This is a genomic window from Erythrobacter sp. KY5 (assembly GCF_003264115.1).
Lineage (GTDB): Bacteria > Pseudomonadota > Alphaproteobacteria > Sphingomonadales > Sphingomonadaceae > Erythrobacter.
The window spans coordinates 1,874,012-1,889,414 of the sequence record NZ_CP021912.1 but is presented as its reverse complement, the minus strand read 5'-3'; the positions used below and the strand labels follow the sequence as shown (position 1 = coordinate 1,889,414).

Annotated in this window: 20 protein-coding genes and 1 tRNA gene; 8 read left to right on the top strand and 13 right to left on the bottom strand. The window is 59.6% G+C overall.

Translation table 11 applies throughout. The features are described 5' to 3' along the window. Nucleotides 1–25: 25 nt before the first annotated feature. Together ahcY and CD351_RS08885 are read right to left on the bottom strand one after the other, a co-directional pair. A complete protein-coding gene (gene ahcY / locus CD351_RS08890; protein WP_111992324.1) occupies nucleotides 26–1,444 on the bottom strand; it encodes an adenosylhomocysteinase in 1,419 nt (472 codons plus the stop codon). Nucleotides 1,445–1,607: 163 nt separating this feature from the next. Continuing rightward, nucleotides 1,608–2,090: an S-adenosyl-L-homocysteine hydrolase gene (locus CD351_RS08885; RefSeq protein WP_111992323.1), complete on the bottom strand. Its 483-nt coding sequence runs from the start codon at nucleotides 2,088–2,090 to the stop codon at nucleotides 1,608–1,610. 260 nt (nucleotides 2,091–2,350) lie between these two features. On the opposite strand from CD351_RS08885, the gene CD351_RS08880 reads away from it, so the two are divergent. Continuing rightward, nucleotides 2,351–2,830 (top strand): peroxiredoxin, encoded by a 480-nt coding sequence (locus CD351_RS08880; RefSeq protein ID WP_111993677.1) that lies wholly within the window; start codon nucleotides 2,351–2,353, stop codon nucleotides 2,828–2,830. 35 nt (nucleotides 2,831–2,865) lie between these two features. On the opposite strand, the gene CD351_RS08875 is transcribed toward CD351_RS08880, so the two are convergent. The 3 genes from CD351_RS08875 to CD351_RS08865 all read right to left on the bottom strand — a co-directional run bounded on the left by CD351_RS08875 (nucleotide 2,866) and on the right by CD351_RS08865 (nucleotide 4,717). Then, nucleotides 2,866–3,300 (bottom strand): PaaI family thioesterase, encoded by a 435-nt coding sequence (locus CD351_RS08875; protein WP_111992322.1) that lies wholly within the window; start codon nucleotides 3,298–3,300, stop codon nucleotides 2,866–2,868. Nucleotides 3,301–3,344: 44 nt separating this feature from the next. Next, nucleotides 3,345–3,968 carry a GTP cyclohydrolase I FolE gene (gene folE, locus CD351_RS08870; protein WP_111992321.1) on the bottom strand — a complete coding sequence of 208 codons (624 nt, stop codon included), beginning with the start codon at nucleotides 3,966–3,968 and terminating at the stop codon, nucleotides 3,345–3,347. 257 nt (nucleotides 3,969–4,225) lie between these two features. Next, complete coding sequence (locus CD351_RS08865) at nucleotides 4,226–4,717, bottom strand: hemerythrin domain-containing protein (protein WP_111992320.1); 492 nt, start codon at nucleotides 4,715–4,717, stop codon at nucleotides 4,226–4,228. 93 nt (nucleotides 4,718–4,810) lie between these two features. Between CD351_RS08865 and CD351_RS08860 the strand changes: the two genes are divergently transcribed. Then, entirely contained in the window at nucleotides 4,811–5,206 is a 396-nt protein-coding gene (locus CD351_RS08860; RefSeq protein ID WP_111992319.1) for a metallopeptidase family protein, read from the top strand. 72 nt (nucleotides 5,207–5,278) lie between these two features. Here the strand turns inward: CD351_RS08860 and CD351_RS08855 are convergent. Together CD351_RS08855 and CD351_RS08850 are read right to left on the bottom strand one after the other, a co-directional pair. Further along, nucleotides 5,279–5,355: transfer RNA gene (locus tag CD351_RS08855), tRNA-Arg, on the bottom strand. 76 nt (nucleotides 5,356–5,431) lie between these two features. After that, entirely contained in the window at nucleotides 5,432–5,839 is a 408-nt protein-coding gene (locus tag CD351_RS08850; RefSeq protein WP_111993676.1) for a (deoxy)nucleoside triphosphate pyrophosphohydrolase, read from the bottom strand. Between the two features lie 96 nt (nucleotides 5,840–5,935). On the opposite strand from CD351_RS08850, the gene CD351_RS08845 reads away from it, so the two are divergent. After that, a complete protein-coding gene (locus CD351_RS08845) occupies nucleotides 5,936–6,121 on the top strand; it encodes a Flp family type IVb pilin (RefSeq protein ID WP_111992318.1) in 186 nt (61 codons plus the stop codon). A gap of 116 nt (nucleotides 6,122–6,237) precedes the next feature. Beyond that, nucleotides 6,238–6,402 carry a Flp family type IVb pilin gene (locus tag CD351_RS08840; RefSeq protein WP_007163963.1) on the top strand — a complete coding sequence of 55 codons (165 nt, stop codon included), beginning with the start codon at nucleotides 6,238–6,240 and terminating at the stop codon, nucleotides 6,400–6,402. A gap of 96 nt (nucleotides 6,403–6,498) precedes the next feature. Here CD351_RS08840 and CD351_RS08835 read toward each other — a convergent pair whose 3' ends face one another. The 5 genes from CD351_RS08835 to CD351_RS15705 all read right to left on the bottom strand — a co-directional run bounded on the left by CD351_RS08835 (nucleotide 6,499) and on the right by CD351_RS15705 (nucleotide 12,067). Then, nucleotides 6,499–7,977: a M48 family metalloprotease gene (locus CD351_RS08835; protein ID WP_111992317.1), complete on the bottom strand. Its 1,479-nt coding sequence runs from the start codon at nucleotides 7,975–7,977 to the stop codon at nucleotides 6,499–6,501. Nucleotides 7,978–8,068: 91 nt separating this feature from the next. Then, nucleotides 8,069–9,025 carry an acetyl-CoA carboxylase carboxyltransferase subunit alpha gene (locus CD351_RS08830; protein WP_111992316.1) on the bottom strand — a complete coding sequence of 319 codons (957 nt, stop codon included), beginning with the start codon at nucleotides 9,023–9,025 and terminating at the stop codon, nucleotides 8,069–8,071. A gap of 11 nt (nucleotides 9,026–9,036) precedes the next feature. Beyond that, nucleotides 9,037–9,924 (bottom strand): tyrosine recombinase, encoded by an 888-nt coding sequence (locus tag CD351_RS08825; RefSeq protein WP_111992315.1) that lies wholly within the window; start codon nucleotides 9,922–9,924, stop codon nucleotides 9,037–9,039. 11 nt (nucleotides 9,925–9,935) lie between these two features. Further along, a complete protein-coding gene (locus CD351_RS08820; RefSeq protein WP_111992314.1) occupies nucleotides 9,936–11,837 on the bottom strand; it encodes a hypothetical protein in 1,902 nt (633 codons plus the stop codon). Beyond that, entirely contained in the window at nucleotides 11,834–12,067 is a 234-nt protein-coding gene (locus tag CD351_RS15705; protein ID WP_162627669.1) for a hypothetical protein, read from the bottom strand. The genes CD351_RS08820 and CD351_RS15705 overlap by 4 nt, the downstream gene beginning before the upstream one ends. A 38-nt stretch (nucleotides 12,068–12,105) precedes the next feature. On the opposite strand from CD351_RS15705, the gene CD351_RS08815 reads away from it, so the two are divergent. Genes CD351_RS08815 through CD351_RS08800 form a run of 4 tightly spaced genes read left to right on the top strand, consistent with a single transcriptional unit; the run spans nucleotide 12,106 to nucleotide 15,117 of the window. Continuing rightward, the gene (locus CD351_RS08815; protein ID WP_111992313.1) at nucleotides 12,106–12,672 is read left to right on the top strand and encodes a shikimate kinase; all 567 of its coding nucleotides are present in this window, start codon (nucleotides 12,106–12,108) and stop codon (nucleotides 12,670–12,672) included. After that, a complete protein-coding gene (gene aroB / locus CD351_RS08810) occupies nucleotides 12,663–13,802 on the top strand; it encodes a 3-dehydroquinate synthase (RefSeq protein WP_111992312.1) in 1,140 nt (379 codons plus the stop codon). Before CD351_RS08815 ends, aroB begins: the two co-directional genes overlap by 10 nt. After that, on the top strand, nucleotides 13,799–14,569 hold the full coding sequence (locus tag CD351_RS08805; RefSeq protein ID WP_111992311.1) for a cyclase family protein: 771 nt from the start codon (nucleotides 13,799–13,801) through the stop codon (nucleotides 14,567–14,569). The genes aroB and CD351_RS08805 overlap by 4 nt, the downstream gene beginning before the upstream one ends. Further along, nucleotides 14,569–15,117 carry a chloramphenicol phosphotransferase gene (locus CD351_RS08800; RefSeq protein WP_111992310.1) on the top strand — a complete coding sequence of 183 codons (549 nt, stop codon included), beginning with the start codon at nucleotides 14,569–14,571 and terminating at the stop codon, nucleotides 15,115–15,117. Before CD351_RS08805 ends, CD351_RS08800 begins: the two co-directional genes overlap by 1 nt. A gap of 1 nt (nucleotide 15,118) precedes the next feature. Here CD351_RS08800 and CD351_RS08795 read toward each other — a convergent pair whose 3' ends face one another. Beyond that, nucleotides 15,119–15,388, bottom strand: coding sequence for a hypothetical protein (locus CD351_RS08795; protein ID WP_111992309.1), 270 nt, complete (start codon nucleotides 15,386–15,388; stop codon nucleotides 15,119–15,121). Nucleotides 15,389–15,403: the final 15 nt, after the last annotated feature.

Genomic DNA, 15,403 nt, shown 5'->3' with positions numbered 1-15,403 from the left:
GGCTTTCGCGATCAGGTGATACGGATCAGTAGCGATAGTGATCCGGCTTGAACGGCCCCTCAGCCGGAACGCCGATGTAATCGGCCTGCTTCTGGCTCAGCTTGGACAGTTGCACGCCGAGCTTATCAAGGTGAAGCGCAGCAACTTTTTCATCGAGGTGCTTGGGCAGGACATAGACGTCGTTCTCATACTCGTCCGACTTGGTGAAAAGTTCGATCTGGGCGAGCGTCTGGTTGGTGAAGCTCGCGCTCATCACAAAGCTCGGGTGGCCGGTGGCGCAGCCGAGGTTGACGAGGCGACCCTTGGCAAGGATCAGCAGGTTCTTGCCGTCGGGCAACGTGACCATGTCCGTGCCTTCCTTGATCTCTTTCCACTCATAATTGTCGAGCGCGGAAATCTGGATCTCGCTGTCGAAGTGGCCGATGTTGCAGACAATCGCCATGTTCTTCATCGACTTCATGTGTTCGCCGGTGATCACATCTTCATTGCCGGTCGCGGTGACGAAAATGTCGGCGCGCTTGCAGCCTTCTTCCATGGTCACGACTTCGTAGCCGTCCATCGCGGCTTGCAGAGCGCAAATCGGGTCGATTTCAGTGACCATGACGCGCGCCCCGCCATCGCGCAGCGATGCAGCCGAGCCCTTACCCACGTCGCCATAACCGGCAACGCAGGCCACTTTGCCAGCGAGCATCACGTCAGTGGCGCGGCGGATTGCGTCGACGAGCGATTCCTTGCAGCCATAGAGGTTGTCGAATTTCGACTTTGTAACGCTATCGTTCACGTTGATCGCCGGGAAAGGCAGCTTGCCCTGCTTTGCGATCTGATAAAGGCGCATCACGCCGGTCGTGGTCTCTTCCGAAACACCTTTGATGTTCTTCACCGAACGCGTGAGGTAACCGGGCTTTGCCTTCACGAACGCCTTGAGCGCACGCTGGAACTCGATTTCTTCCGCATTTGCAGGCGCCGGCAGTTCTTCGCCTGCCTCGACGCGAGCGCCCCACAGAGCGAACATCGTCGCGTCACCACCGTCGTCGAGGATCATGTTGGCCGTCAGGTCAGGATCAGCTTCGCTCGACCAGTCGAAAATCCGGCCGACATAGTCCCAGTAATCCGCAAGCGTTTCGCCCTTGATAGCGAAAACCGGAATGCCCTGATCGGCGATCGCCGCAGCTGCGTGATCCTGTGTCGAGAAGATGTTGCAAGTCGCCCAGCGCACTTCAGCACCGAGGGCCACCAGCGTTTCGATCAGGACGGCGGTCTGGATCGTCATATGAAGCGATCCGGTAATGCGTGCACCTTTGAGCGGCTGCGCTGCGCCATATTCGTCACGAAGGGCCATGAGACCCGGCATTTCAGTTTCGGCAATGGCGATCTCGTCGCGGCCGTATTGCGCGAGCGAGATGTCCTTGATGATGTGTTCCTGAGCGGGGGCGAGCGTTGCCATGGTTGTGCTTCCTGTATTCGAGTTTCGAAGCGGGCCATCGCCCGGCTTGCGTTATGGCGCAGGCCATAGCGCCCTCGATTGGACTCGGCAACTCAATATAAAGTTTTCTTTATATCCTGATATGCCCCTTTTCGTATCTCGTAGGAGGTGGCCGCAGTTCACGTCACGTGCCGTCTACGTCGATCAGTCCCGCCATCGTATACGACAATCGAGGCGCGGATATCGACGCTGACGGTACCGCGACTTTCGACGCGGGGACTTCACTGCCGACGGCAAGGTCCGCCGCCTCTGCAAGCAGTACTTCATCCGAATGTTTTCCAAGGCTTCGCGCGAGCGCGCCGAGTTGCGCACAGTTCATCCATGGGTGGCCATCGCCATATCTGTTGGCGATCTGCACTCCTATTCGGTCCAGAGCCCTTGCCCCACCTCCGCCAGACCCACCTGCAAGCGATCGCTGCAAGGTCGCTCCCGCACGGTTCAATGTGGCCAGATGAGACGATGCGAAACGCTGATACTCCGCACGGAAGTCATCGCGCCCATTGCGGCACCGCAAGGATGAAACCATGAGCATGATGTCGAGCGTGCGCAGCTTGTGCGCCTCCCCTGCATCTGACTGAGCAAGAGCAGGTGTGCCCGAAACAGCCATTATCAATCCAACCAAGCCAATAACACCAAGTTTAATCCGCGCACCCATCGCTCATTCTCCTGCAAATACACCCGTCCGTGCGTCACAGGATTGAGCGAGACGTTTACCCTCTTCCAAACACGCTTGGTAAACCGATCCTAACCATCGCATGCCCCGGAAAATCAGGCGTTGTGGTGGGCAATCAAGCGCCTATATCTGGCCTCTAACGATCCCCTGACTTGTCCCTAAGGGTGAGTCCGTAAACCATGATGGAGACTACAATGACGATTTCGGTTGGCGACAAGATCCCTGAGGTCACCATGGTCAAAGCGACCGCCGAAGGACCGCAGCAGGTCTCTTCATCGGACTATTTCGCAGGCAAGAAAGTCGCGCTTTTTTCAGTACCAGGCGCGTTTACGCCGACTTGCTCTGCCAAGCACCTGCCCGGTTTTGTTGAAAAGGCCGGTGACCTCAAAGCCAAGGGCGTCGATGAAATTGTCGGCACTGCGGTAAACGATGCATTCGTCATGGGCGCATGGAACAACGCAGCCGGTTCCGACGAAATTACAATGCTGGCCGACGGCAATGCCGAATTCGCCGAAGCGGTTGGCCTTACGATGGACGGATCGGGTTTCGGCATGGGCAAGCGCGGTCAGCGTTTCTCGATGGTCATCGAAGACGGCACGGTTACGCAGCTGAACGTCGAAGAGCCCGGCGACTTCAAGGTGTCGAGCGCCGAATACATGCTCGGGCAACTCTGATCGCGATCTGGCAGGCGCTGTATGGCGCCTGCCAGCTAATCTGTAGGAAGCGCGTAGGTCACGGTCGACTGCGCGGCTATATTGGTTTCATCGTCCTGCCAGATGCGCACGTCGACCGTTGCCAGCCTTCTGCCCAGTTTGATGATATGTGCATCGGCATAGAAGTCCCGGGCCGCAATTCCTCGCAAGAAACTGATGTTGAGATTGCTGGTCACTGCCATTGGGACAATCCCGATATGCGCGAGGATCACGGCATAGGCCGCCCGGTCGGCAAATGCCATTTGCGTCGGGCCAGACACAATGCCGCCCGGACGAAGCATCGCCGCGCTGACGTCATGCCTCAATCGCATGAAGCCCGCGCGTAGCTCGACGAAATCGTGAAAGTTGCGGTCTTGACCGGGGAACGTCTTGATAAAAAAGTCAGCGAGTTCGTCAGCGGTCAGAACGGGATCGGGAATTCGTGATGCCATTGGTCAGCCATGGCGCGAATCCACGAGCCGCTCAAGATCGCTGATCAAAAACCCATGAGGCTGAGCACTTCCTTACGGCTGCGCGGATCTTCGAGGAAACAGCCCATCATGCGGCTGGTCAGCATCTCGACCTCATGCACCTTCACACCGCGTCCGGTCATGCAGCCATGCTCTGCCTCGATCACCACCGCAACGCCGCGCGGCTCAAGGTTGTCCCAGATACATTCGGCCACCTCTGCGGTGAGACGTTCCTGAACCTGCAGGCGATGGGCAAAGCCATGAAGCACACGCGCGAGCTTCGAAATGCCAACGACCTTCTTGTCAGGCAGGTAAGCAATGTGGGCCTTGCCCGTGATGGGCGCCATGTGGTGCTCGCAATGCGACTGAAAAGGGATGCCTTTCAGCAGGACGATCTCGTCATAACCCCCGACTTCCTCGAAAATGCGGCTCAGGTGAACCGCCGGATCTTCCTTGTTGCCCGCGCAATATTCCAACCATGCGCGACCGACCCGCTTGGGCGTATCGAGCAACCCTTCGCGGGTGGGATCATCGCCCGTCCAGCGGATCAGCGTTCGGATCGCTTCCTGCACATCTTCAGGCACATCTGGCTTATTCAAGGGGTTCTCCGGGTCAAATTCAGCGTGATCATGCACATTCACATAGTTCATGGCTATTCGCTTTCTGCGCGAGCGGGCTGACACGGTGCTCGGCCGACCCTTGTTCCGACATGATCCCAAACGATAGAGCAATGCCTCGCGGCAGCTGCTCGATCTAGATACGACAGCACCGCAGAGAAGGATTAACCCTGCGGCGCATTGATCCGAAGCTCATCTAGGTACGCGTCGCGCGATTGACCACCTTTGGCACAAAAGACAAGGCGCCCCCTGCCTCGCGGCAGAGGACGCCCTTGTCGAAAGCAGCCTGATTATTCCTTGGCGTCTTCAGCCTTTTCAGGCGTCACTTCTGCTTCGGCCTTCTCGGCTTTCTTGCGCTCGTCGAAAGTCTTGGTCATTTCCTTGTCCATCTTTTCGTCGATCTGCTCGGCAAAGTCAGGGAAGTGGTCGTCTTCCTCTTCGTTGATGTGGTGGCGATACCGCTCATCAAACGACTTGAACTTGAGCATCCAGCCCGGCGAGCTCATGTCGGTTGCCGCAAGATCGTTGAGCATTTCGTCGATCTCGTGGTGTTCCGCGACCGAGTGGCGCGTTTCGCCGCTCACCTCGGGATCCGCAAGCATCTCAGAATAGACAGCCTGCTCTTCGGCGGCTGCGTGGCTCTTGAGTTCCTTGGTCAGCTCAGTGAACAAGCGACGGCGCTCCTCGCTGTCGCCTTCAGTCTTGGCGATCTGGTCGAGAAGCTCGCGCTGGCGATTGTGATCGGTTTCCAAGCGTTCGAGGACGGTCGTCTGAGTGTTCATGGTAAATCCTTTCATTCTTACCCTAGCTACACCTGTGACCGGGCCTTTGTTCCGAAATCTTGCCTCATCGACATCACGCACCACATCATATCCATGAGCTGGTCCGAACCCACCGCTGCTGACTTCGAAATCGCCGCTCGCGAAGTTGTCGCGACCTTGCCTGTCGAATTTCGCGAGCAACTGACAGGCGTGGTGCTTCAGGTAAAAGAGTTCGCCGACGCCGAACAGCTGGCATCGGTCGATCTAGAGGATCGGTGGCACCTCAGCGGTCTGTATGAAGGAACGCCGCTAACCGAACAGAGCCAGTGGTCGCCGTCGGAAATGCCTCCGGTAATCAGCCTGTTTCGCCAACCGCTCCTTCGAGAGATGCGCGAAACGGGTGTCGGCTTTGCGGAACTGGTGCGGCACGTCGTCATTCACGAAGCCGGGCACCACTTCGGCTTTTCAGACGACGATATGCATGCGCTTGAGGATATGCCGGAGGATTGAGGCCTGAAGGGCTACGGCCAAGTTCAGCCAAAACCAAAAAAGGGACCGACCCGATTGGGCCAGTCCCTTTCTTGGCGCGCCAGGAAGGATTCGAACCTCCGACCGCCTGATTCGTAGTCAGGTACTCTATCCAGCTGAGCTACTGGCGCGCGGTGAGGGGCGGCACATAAGGGGGTCAGCGCGGCTTGGCAACACTTAGTTTCATGCAAATGCGGATCGACGCACTCAGTCGCCGAAGAGTCGTTCGAAAAGCAGACGATCGAGAGGCGGCTTGTCGAGTTGGGCAATCTCATCACGATCGAACCAATCGACCGCTCCGCCTTCCAACGCTTTGGGATCGCCCTCCCAGGACGCGATTTTGTAAAGCAGTATTACAATGGGATCTGGAGCGCTCGCCTCGGTTGCCTCAGCGAAAGTTACGGCCTCGCACGCGTTTTCGCTGACATCGATGCCAAGCTCTTCCTTCAGTTCGCGAATGATAGATTGTACTGGTATTTCAGAACCTTCTACCTTCCCCCCGGGAAATTCCCATAGGCCGCCATGGTGCTTTTCGTAAGGGCGTCGATGCATAAGCCACGTGCCATCGGGGCGCATGAGCGCTCCAGCGACAACCCAGATAACGCGCGCGCTCATGTCGGATTTTTTTCCACCTGCCCGGTTCGCTTCAATCATTTCTTAACCCCTCAAGCCGATTTTGAGCGCATCAGAAACGTATGGGTGGGTGATCTCATGAAATTGACGACATTCCTCAAGCACATCGGGAACGACAATTCGGGTGCCACCGCCGTTGAATACGGACTGATCGTATCGCTGATCGTGGTTGCCATGATTGCTGCTCTCAATGGCGTCGCCAATGAGACGATCAATATGTGGAGCGATGTCAGCGACACGGCTGAGGAACGAATGGGTGGGTAAAAATTTTGAGGGGTCCGAAATTAGGATTTTCTCAATGCCTCGCATCTAATCCTCGAATGTCCGCCCGGGAAACCAGGCGAACAACGGGTACCGAAGACCAAACCAGGAGACTACACATGAAGTTCTTTAACAAGCTTGCTCGCGACGAACAGGGCGCAACCGCAATTGAATACGGCCTCATCGCTGCTCTGATCGCAGTTGCTGCCGTTGCTGCAATGGGCACCCTCGGTAACACGCTGGCAGACACCTTCTCGCAGGTCGAGTCGGATATGGCTGGCTAAGTCGCAAGACTTACAAAACAAGAAAGCGGCGGGGTTTTCCCCGCCGCTTTTTTTGTGCCTGTCATCCAGGATGCTGCAAAGTAATCCTGGTTGTCCTCAGCGTCCTCGCACCACCAGCTTCACCTTTTGCCCGGCGACGAGCGCGTCGTTCGAACCCAGTGCATTGAGCACCCTGAACCGTTCGACCTGCCCATTATCATAAGCCATGCGGCGCGCGAGCGAGGCGACGGTGTCGCCGCGCTGGACCGTAACCACATCGATTCGACGCGGGATAACCTGAGCCGCTTCCGACTGGCTTATCCGCCGCATCGATTGATACATCGACGTGAAGGTGCTGGAACGCCCAGCAGGCGTGATCGCCGCGAAATGATAGGCGCGATCGGGCGCAAACTCATATGCGAACACGACGACATCGACCTGGCTGTTGCCGTTGTTGACCCGCGCGGTGCCATATGCAGCGGGAATGCCGTTGACCGTCGTGCGCTGAATATCCTGCGGCGCAAGGTTGTTGTTCTGTCCGCCAAGTGCCGAGAATTGCTGGCGAATATAGGTGTTGAGGTCGCCCGAATAAGGAGCGAGCGTAAGCTGCGCCTGTCCACTCTGCCCGTTGATGCTGACTGCCCGCGTTGAGTTCACCATGTAAAACCCCTGCGGCGCGGTGAAGGAAAGCCTCAGATCGGGATGGATGAACCGGCTACCTTCGATCACCCCTTGTTCGGGATCGTCGCCGTAAAGCAGGCCGTCGATGCGGGTCAGGAAGGTGTCGCGATTGGTGACAGAACCCGGAAGGCCTTGGGCAGCGCTGGCAGCGCGCCGAACACGGCTTGCCGGATCAGGGTGGGTCGAAGCCCACTCAGGCACACTTGCATTGTTCTGTCCGCGCAGTCTTGCATCGAGCGTGTTCTGTGCAGCGAGGCTGGCCAGAACGGTCGACATGGCGTTGGGATCATACCCGGCGCGCGTGAGGTACTGAATGCCCAGATCGTCCGCCTCGATCTCTTGCGAGCGTGAGAAGCTGAGGGTCAGCAATTGAGAACCTTGAAGGAAGGTCCGTGACAGCGTGTCGCCAATCGCGCTGTCTCCGAGCAAAACGCCCGAGAGGATTGCGCCAAGGCCACCAAGCAATGAGTTGCGCTGCGCGGCTTGCTGACGCCGCTGGGAATGGCGGGCTGCGACGTGTCCGACCTCGTGTCCGAGCACGCCAGCCAGTTCAGCCTCGTTGTTCATCAGGGTGACGAGCTGACGGGTCGTGTAGATGTAGCCGCCGGGAACGGCAAAAGCATTGTTGACCGGCGAATTCAGCAGGCTGACGGTAAAGCTTTCGCGTGCGTTACCCAGCCCTGATTGAACCGCGATATTCTTGCCGACCTGCTCCACATAAGCGGCTTGCGAGCCACCCATCGCTCCGCCGAACTGCGAGAGCAATTGCGGGTGATACTGTGCGCCCTGCTGCGCTTCGCTGGTGGTGATCGGTGTCGATGCCGAGGGGATCGATCCCCCGCCCATGCATCCGGTCAATGCCAGAGCGAGGGTTGAGGCAAATGCCGCGCGCGGCAAAAACTTGGCGGTTTTCATAGCTATGGCTCCTTGGCGACCACTCGCCGAATTCACGATACGTACCGAATATAATACGCAGGTCGGCCAGTTGGTTCCAAGAGGACCGAAGCTATCCGCCGAGCTGGAGAAACCGTTCTTCGCGCATCTGGATCAGAGCCGCGCTATCTTTCTTCGATAGCGTCTCAAGCTCCTCACTGATTGCCTTGCCCAGCGCCTCGGCCGTAGCGACTGGATCGCGGTGCGCCCCGCCCACCGGTTCTTTCACGATCCGATCGATGACGCCGAGACGTTTGAGATGCTGTGCGGTGATCTTCATCGCCTGCGCCGCCTCTGACGCTTTTTCAGCGGTACGCCAGAGGATCGAGGCACAGCCTTCGGGCGAAATTACGGAATATACGGCATGTTCAAGCATCAACACGCGCTCGGCACTCGCAAGCGCAACAGCGCCGCCCGATCCGCCTTCACCCACCACGACCGAAACCATGGGTACGGGCAAGGCAAGGCACGCTTCTGTCGAGCGCGCGATCGCTTCTGCCTGGCCGCGCTCCTCCGCCTCGATCCCCGGAAAGGCGCCCGAGGTATCCACCAGCGTGACTACAGGCAGTCCAAATCGCCCGGCCAGCTCCATCAGGCGGATCGCCTTGCGATAGCCCTCCGGTTTGCCCATGCCGAAATTGTGACGAATGCGGCTTTGCGTGTCGTTGCCCTTTTCATGCCCGATCAGCATCACCCGGCGACCGTTCAGGGTCGCGAAGCCGCCCAGGATCGCTTCGTCTTCGCCATAGTAGCGATCCCCCCCAAGCGGCATGAAGTCGCTGAAGGCATGTTCGACATAGTCGCGGAAATGCGGCCGCTGCGGATGCCTTGCGACCTGGGTTTTCTGCCACGGGGTTAGCGAAGCATAGGTGCTGGCCAAAAGGTCATTGGCCTTTTCTTCGAGCCGCTCGATCTCAGACGCGACGTCCACCTCGTGGTTCACGTCGAGGCTGCGCATCTCACTGATGCGCTGCTCAAGGCTTGCGACCGGCTTTTCGAACTCGAGATAAGAAATCGTACTGTTTGCCATTATGGTGGGCGCTAGTCCGTACTGGTCGGGCGGGCAAGAGGGTGCCGCGAATTTACAAGTTCGACAAGCCTCGCCGCATCGACGTGAGTGTATATCTGCGTGGTCGCAATATCGGCATGGCCGAGCAGCGTTTGAAGCACGCGAAGGTCAGCTCCGCCCTCCAGCAGATGAGTAGCAAAAGCATGGCGCAAGACGTGGGGGCTGATCCCTGCCGGATCGAGCCCGGCGCGCGCTGCGAGCTCTTTCAGAATCTGGAACAACCGCACGCGCGACAGGTGTTTTCCCCCGCGCGACGGAAACAGGAAACCGCTTGGCGGATCATTTGGCCGCACATTGACCCATGTCGCGAGCGCCTCTTTCGCGCGTTCGCTGACCGGTACCATTCGCGCCTGTCCGCCCTTCCCCCTCACGGTAATGAGTGGCGCATCGCGCGGGACCGAGACGAGCGGGAGGCTTACGAGTTCGGTCGCCCTCAGGCCTGATCCGTAAAGCATCTCAAGCAAAGCCAGCTGCCGGATCGCTATGGGCTTGCCTGAACCCGCTTCAAGTTCGGCGCGCTGAAGCAAGGTCTCCACCGCCTCATGACTCAGCACCTTAGGCAATGGTCGACGCGCTCTGGGGCTGGGAAGCGCGCCCGAGGGATCGTCCTCACGCCAGCCCTCATCCATTGCAAATCCGAAAAACTGGCGAAGGGCCGATGCCTTGCGCGCGACCGTCGCTGGCGCAAGCGCAGCCCATTGTCCGGCGAGCTTCGCCACCGCTGCGCGCGGTGCCTTCTCAAGGTCTCCCAGTGCCTCTTCTGCTCCGTCAAGGTCGCGTCGATAGGCTGCAAGTGTGTTCACTGCGGCCCCTCGCTCGGCGGCAAGCATGTCGAGAAAAGCGCGGGTCGCTGCTGACACAGCGTCCGGCCTCAGCCCCGGGCGACCGCCTCTGCGGCGATCATTCTGGCTTCTGCCTCAAGCCCGACGCGGGTGAGCGCAGAGATGATGTGATAAAGGTGCAGCGGCGTCATCTGCGCCCAACTTTCACCCTGCATTCCGAGACCTGCGAGCAAAGCGACCAAGGCGGCATTCTCGACCTGCGCGGCACGCGAGATCACCTGGCTCCAGCGATTCTGGCGAGCGAAGTCGACATCGACCTCATCTCCCCAACCCGCAATGCCTTGCCCCGGCAGTCGACCAAGTCCGCCAAGGCCGGCGACAAGGAAAGCGGACTTGCGTGCGCCCGCGCTCTCGTCAGCGGACAGAAAGCTCTCGATACCTTGCCTGGACGCAACTTCGGCGTCCGGGTCAGAAAGCGCGATCAGTGCCCATGCAAGGGAGCCTTCTTCGACCAACCCGCTCCATGCTGCCGCGTCGCGGTCGAGACCGGCCGTCAACATTGAGGCGATCAGATCGTCTGCCGCGTACGCGCTTTGCTGCACCGGGGGTATGCGTGCAGCAGCGTAAGCCGTGGCGATCATGCCCGCAAAACCGGGTTCGCCTTCGCCCCAAAGACCTCGCATTGCGTTGATCCGATTGGCCGGATCTGAGGCGACATAGGCGTCGCGCAATCTGGCCGCACGGCCTGCCGCATCTCCGCCGATCCCCTCGATCGAATAGATCTGAGCGTAAAGATCGACCATCGCGCTGGAAGAAAGCACACCCCTGCTCGCGGCTTGCTCCGCATATAGGGCGCGCTCAGCCAGCGGCAGCATAGGCGCGGAGGCGGACGCGAGCTGATAGTAGCCAGCGCCATCACCCGAGAAAGCGTTGTCGATGATCGCTTGAGGAATGTCTTCGCCCACCGCATTCGCGAGGGCGAAGCGCCAGGGGGTAAGGTCCTCGACACCGTCCCAGGAAACGGTCGTGCCGCCGCGCCCTCTGCCCGCAGCACCAGCAAATCGCTGAGCCAGCAAAAGGTCGATTTCGGGCGCGATTTCGCGCGATTGTGCGCTGTTGAGCTGCGACGCGGCAAGCGCGCCCTCGCCAGCATAGGCGTTGCAGATCGCCTGAAGCATGACCCACTGGGGGTCTTCGCGAACCGACCCTTGCAAACGAACAGCCGGACACGCGCCGACGATATCACTGGTCGCGATATAGGCCGTGAGAGCCTGCGAGGTCATCGCAGTGTCCCAGTTGCCGGTATCGACGTCCTGCGCGATCGCCCGTGCGATGGCAAACTCACCCATGCGATTGAGGACGCCGGCGCGCAAAGCTGCGAACTCCACCGGGTCCATGCCGTCAGGGGCGGCAAGTCGGCTCGCAAGGGCCCGCCTCATCAGGATATGACCCCAGCGTGAAACCAGCGGCCCCTTCGTGCCTGCAAGCACCGCTTTGACTAGACTTTCGGGCTGACGCGCGAACGAGCCGACCGGAAAACCGCCTTCCGCTGGCGCCAGCACTCCCACCTGACTGAGCGCGCGGCGCGCGGCAGGTGGGATATCGAATTGCGGCTTGAGCCCGAGCAGATCGTCAAGCTGATCGGTCGAGAGGTCTTCGAGCTCCTCAAGTGTCGGCACGCCAGCTAGCTCGCCTTCGGAAAGCTGCGGCACGAATGGCAGGTCACCGGGAACGGGCGGCGGCGCCACACCGGGAACCGGCGCAGTTCCAGGGGCAGCCGGGGCGGCAGGTGCTGGCGCTGCGGTGGGTAATGCGCTTGGCTGCGCCGATGGAGTCGGCGTCGGAGCCGGATCGTCGAAACCCGGCGGCAGCAGCGACTCAGGGGCTTCCTGAGCGCCAGCCATCGTGATTGCCATTACGCCCCCGGTCGCGCCGGTCAGCGCCAGCGCGGCAGCCCAGCCACCTGCCCTGATTTGCTTTGAGAAGCTCACTGTGCGCCATCCTGTGCGGGTGCCAAAGGCGAGGCAATCGGCTGGCTTATAGGATGAATCGGCTCCTCACCGCCATCGACATAAGCGACGCCAAGCAGAACCAGAACGCCGATCACCGCGTAAATCGGCACACGGCGCGATCGACCAGATGGTCGACCCGAAGGCGGGAAATGCGACGAATGGACCGGTTGATTGGCTCTGCCCATCACTTTGCTCGAAGATTCAGACATGTTGCGTGCGCTCTACCCCAAGTATAGGCCTGCTCGCAATGACTGCCGAGACAGCCCTCACCAAGAGCGACATCGCTCGGATCGCTGGCGCGATCGACAAGCCAATCGTGCTGGTTGGTTTGATGGGTGCCGGGAAATCCACCGTAGGCAGGCGTTTGTCCACGATGCTCAGACGCGATTTCGTCGATGCCGACGACGCCATCGAAGAGGCGGCGCAGCGATCTATCCCGGAAATTTTCGATGAATTCGGTGAAGCCTATTTCCGCGATGGCGAGCGCCGCGTCATTGCACGCCTCATCGAAGAGAACCACGGCGTCATTGCAACTGGCGGCGGCGCGTTTGTCGATCCCGAAACGCGCGCGCTCATTCTGGAGCAGGCGATTGCGGTCTGGATCGACTGCGATATCGATACTCTTGTCGAGCGCACGTCGCGGCGGAACACACGCCCTCTGTTGCGGCAAGGCGACCCCAAAAGGATTCTCAGCGATCTGTTTTCCAAGCGCGAGCCATTCTACAGACAGGCGCAGGTTCGTGTGCTTAGTGAGGACGGTCCTCACAAAGACACCGCTAGCGCTATCATCGAGGCAATAGACGAATGGCTCTGACACAACCCACCGCAATCCGTGTTGAGCTTGGCGGTCGCTCTTACAACGTGCTGGTGGGGCGCGGGCTGCTTGACGATACAGTCGTTCAGGCTCGCGAATTCATCGAACCTTTCGCCGGTCGCCCTGTTCCGATTGTCGCCGACGTCAACGCGCGCAAGTTTCATGGCGAACGCCTCGCAACTTCACTCGCCAGTGAGGGCCACGAGATTTCCTGGTACGACGTCGAGCCAGGCGAAAGTTCGAAGAGCTGGGAGAGCCTTGAGCGGCTGACCGACTGGCTGCTTGACCTCGGGATAACACGCTCTGACCATGTCTTTGCTCTCGGTGGCGGAGTTGTGGGGGACCTTGTTGGCTTCGCCTGCGCGATCCTCAAACGGGGGTGCGGGTTCGTGCAGCTGCCCACGACCCTCCTCTCACAGGTAGACAGCTCGGTTGGCGGAAAAACCGCAATCAACACCCGTTCCGGTAAAAACCTGATCGGCGCATTTCACCAGCCCTCACTCGTGCTCGCAGATACGCAAGCATTGGACACGCTCCCCGATCGTGAGATGCGAGCCGGATATGCAGAAGTCCTCAAATACGGGCTTTTGGGTGACGCGGAATTCTTCGCGTGGCTGGAGACGAATGGCCCCGATGTGCTCGCGCGCAGCCCTGATGCGTTGGCCCGCGCGGTTGCGACGAGTATCGAGGCCAAGGCTCGCATCGTGGCAGAGGACGAGCGCGAAACGTCGGGCAGGCGCGCCTTGCTCAATCTCGGCCACACATTCGGTCACGCGCTGGAGGCGGAAACCGGTTTCTCCGACCGGTTATTGCACGGTGAAGCGGTCGCACTCGGCATGGTTCTCGCAGCGCGATACTCGGCGCGTCGCGGGCAATTGTCGCCGGATGACGCTGATCGAGCAGCAGCCGCCATTGCGGCGACAGGGCTCCCGTCGCAAATCGCGCAGCTGGACATACAAAGCGATGGGGCGACGCTCGTTGATCACATGCGGCATGACAAGAAGATGGAAGCCGCAGGGACGCTGCCTTTCCTTCTGCTTAAGGGGCTTGGCGACGCATACATGGCGCGCGATGTGGATCTCGCCGACGTCGCGGCGTTTCTCGATGAACAGCTGAAGGTGCCAGCATGAGGCGCTTTGTCGACCTTTCCATCCCGATCACCAACGACGTGATTTCCGACCCGGAGGTCATGCGGCCCAAAGTGACCTACATGACGCACGAGGACACCTGGGAACAGATCGCGATGTTCTTCCCAGGCCTCGAGAAAAGCGACCTGCCCGATGGCGAAGGTTGGGCTGTTGAAATGCTCGAGCTGTCAACTCACAACGGCACTCATATGGACGCGCCGTGGCATTATCATTCGACGACGGATGCCGGGGCTACGCCCGCGCCTAGCATCGACGAAGCGCCGCTCGACCGGTTTCTGCGCCCGGGCGTGAAGCTCGATTTCTCGCACTTTCCGCACGGCCATGTGGTGAGCGCTGCCGAGGTGGAGCAGGCCTTCGCCCGGATCGAATACGAGCTTCAGCCACTCGATATCGTGCTCATCCAGTCAGGCGCTGTATACAGAACCGACAACTTCACCGATCAGGGCGTGGGGCTCGGTGCCGAGGCGACCCTCTGGCTGACCGAGCGCGGGGTGGAAGTCGTCGGAACCGACGCATGGAGCTGGGATGCCCCACTCAGCCACACGGCGCGCCGCTGGGCCGAAAAGCGCGACCCATCCATCATCTGGGAAGGCCACAAAGCGGGTCGCATCCGCCCCTACTATCAGATAGAGAAGCTGACCAACCTCGAAAGCCTGCCCCCGCACGGCTTCACCTTGAGCTGTTTTCCGGTGAAGATCGAGCGAGCAAGTGCAGGCTGGATCCGCGCCGTCGCAATTATCGAGGACTGATGGCCCGCGTAATTATCCTCAATGGCGTCAGCAGCGCCGGCAAGTCATCACTGGCGCGTGCCATTCAGGAGAAAGCGGATCGGACTTTCCTCCATATAGAAATGGACGCGTTCATTTCGTTTCTCCCGAATGGCCATGAGTTCAGGTCGGAATGGTTTGAAGTCCAGAAAATCTCAGGCGGGTCCTCGATTCTACCGCACATCGTCAACGGCCCGCGCGGCGAAGCATTGCTGAGCGTCATGCGCCAGTTCGTCTACAACGCTGCGGACAAGGGACTCGACGTGGTCGTCGATGAGGTATGCCATGCGAGAGAGGTCCGCGAATACCGAGAGGGCTTGACCGATCACAATCTCACAGTCGTGCAGGTCCACGCCCCCTTGGACGTCGTCGCGGCGCGTGAGAAAGCCCGCGGCGATCGCTTGATCGGGCTCGGAAAAGAACAATCAAGCCATCTGCACGACGGCATCGACTACGATGAAGTGGTAGACACGAGTTCGGGCCCTGCGCACCAACTAGCCGCGCTACTTCTCAACCGGATCGCGACATGACCTAGCTGGCCGTGCGTTCGGGCAACTTCGTGACCTTCGGTGCGACGCGCACCACCGCTGCGGTGTCGCCTTCGATCATCACGTCGTGCTCGGCGAACAGACGTTCGATCTGAGCGCGATTCTCTAGAATCGTGTGTGCGATGCCGGGTGCAAGGCTCTCACCTTCGCCAATCTGACCAAGCATCGCTGCAAGATCGCTCTCGGTCGCTTCACGCGCCGATTTGAAGAAATGGCCCTTGCGGTCGAAGTAGCCAGTGCCTTTTTGTGCCACAACAATTCCCTTCAA